Genomic DNA, 1,940 nt, shown 5'->3' on the forward strand with positions numbered 1-1,940 from the left:
ACCGGTGTTGCCGGTGCCGGAGGAGTCGGTCACCGAGGTGCCCGAGCCCTGGTCCAGCTTCCACCAGCCCGCCGGATGACCCGAGGCGTCCCCGTACAGCGTCTCGCTGAGCAGGTTGCCCATGTCGTCGTAGGTGCTGGTGGTGGTGCGGTCGTAGCCGGAGGAGTCGCGGTCGGTCTCGCTGGCGACCTGGTCGTCCGGCGTGTAGGAGACGGTGCTCACCCGGTCCACACCGGTCGGGTCCAGCTCCGTGGCGGTGGTCCGGGACGCGGCGTCGACGGTGTACTTGGTGACCGTCTCGCCGTTGTCGGAGGTGGACTGGAGCAGGTTCCCGGCCGCGTCGTAGGCGTCCGACTCCAGCACGTAGGTGCTCTGGCCGTCGCCGCTCTTCTTCGTCACCGTCGCGGTCAGACCGTCGTCGGTGTACGTGTACGAGGTGACGTTGCCCATCGCGTCGGTGATCGACGCGAGCCGGCCCGAGGGGTCGTACGCCCGCGAGGACTCGGTCAGCAGCGTCGCGGGCTGCGGGTTGACCGGGTCACCGGTGTACATCAGGCCCTGCGTGAGCAGGTTGCCCTCCGCGTCGTACGTGTACCGGGTCTCGTTGCCGGCGCTGGTGACCTCCTTGGTCTTGTTGCCCGAGGTGTCGTAGCTGTACGTCGTGGTGTTGCCGTAGCTCGCGCCCGCGGCCACGTTGGCGTCCGCCTCGGTCGCCACGTGGTCGTACGGGTCGTACGTCCAGGTCTGCGTGCGCGACTGGTCGCCGCCGCCCGCGTCGGCCACGGTCTGCGAGGTGGTGTTGCCGTCCTCGTCGTAGACCGTGGTGGTCGTGGCCCGGTGCGTGGCCCCGTTGACGCGGTCGGTGATCTGCGGGTCGTCCTCCTCGGTCACCTGACCGGCCGTGTCGTACTTGTACGTCGTGGTCAGACCGGCCGGGTAGGTGTCGGAGACCACCTTCTGGGTGCTGACCTGGCCGACACCGTCGTAGGTGTAGGACGTCACCAGGCCGATGCCGTCCGTGGTGGAGGCCACGTCGCCGTTCTTGTTGTACGAGACCTGGTTGAGCGCACCGCCGGGGCTGACCGTCTTCACCGGCAGACCCGCGGGCACCACACCGCCGTCCGCGGACGGGTAGGTGCTGGTGCCGTCGCTGTAGACGGTCTGCGTGGTCCGGCCGTTCGGGAAGCCCGGCACGGCGGGACCGGTGATCGCGGTCTGGTTGCCGGCCGAGTCGTAGGTGTAGGTCGTCAGGTACGTGTTGTCACTCGCCGACGCGGAACGCCCGTCCCGCTCGGTCAGCAACTGGTCGTTGCGGGGGTCGGCGGTGGTGAGCTGCGCGGTCGTGTCGTCCGGGTAGTACGTGTAGTACTCCGTGTTGCACTTGTTCGCCGCCTGGTCCTGGCAGGACGTGGAGGAGACGATGTTGCCGCGCACGTCGTGACCGGTGACGGTCATCGAACCGTTCGGGTCGGTCACGGTGTGCTCGAAACCGGACGTGTCGTAACCGAAGCTGGTCGTGTTGCCCAGGGCGTCGGTCTCGCTCAGCAGACGGTTTCCGTGCGTGACGTCGTACTTGTAGCTGAGCGTCGCGTTGGTCGGCGTCGTCACCGTCACTGTCTTCACCGGCAGCAGGCCGGTGGAGTTCAGTGCCGCGTCGTACTGCGCGTCGACGTCGTCGGCGGAGAGCTGCGAGCGGTAGACCGCGGCTTCGGCGATCGAGCCCTTGAAGTAGCTGGCGTAGCCGGTGTTGTCGGTGCCGCTGGTGTGCGACTCGTCGGGCCAGTTGCCGCCGAGGTAGCCCGCGCCCACATAGGTGTAGGGCTGGCCGCTCATCGCGGCGGTGCCGGTCTGGGTGCCGACCAGGTTGCCGTCCAGGTAGAGGGACTGGCTGGTCGCCGACGAGGACAGCACGACGTGGTGCCACTTGTTGTCGGTCACCG

1 protein-coding gene is annotated in these 1,940 nt (G+C 68.2%); it reads right to left on the bottom strand.

Going from position 1 to position 1,940, the window contains the following annotated elements:
- On the bottom strand, window positions 1-1,940 hold a 1,940-nt coding region (locus ACIGA3_RS30190), incomplete at both ends, for a LamG-like jellyroll fold domain-containing protein (protein ID WP_399721642.1).

This window comes from Streptomyces sp. NPDC085596 (assembly GCF_044541565.1).
In the GTDB taxonomy this organism is placed as follows: Bacteria; Actinomycetota; Actinomycetes; order Streptomycetales; family Streptomycetaceae; genus Streptomyces.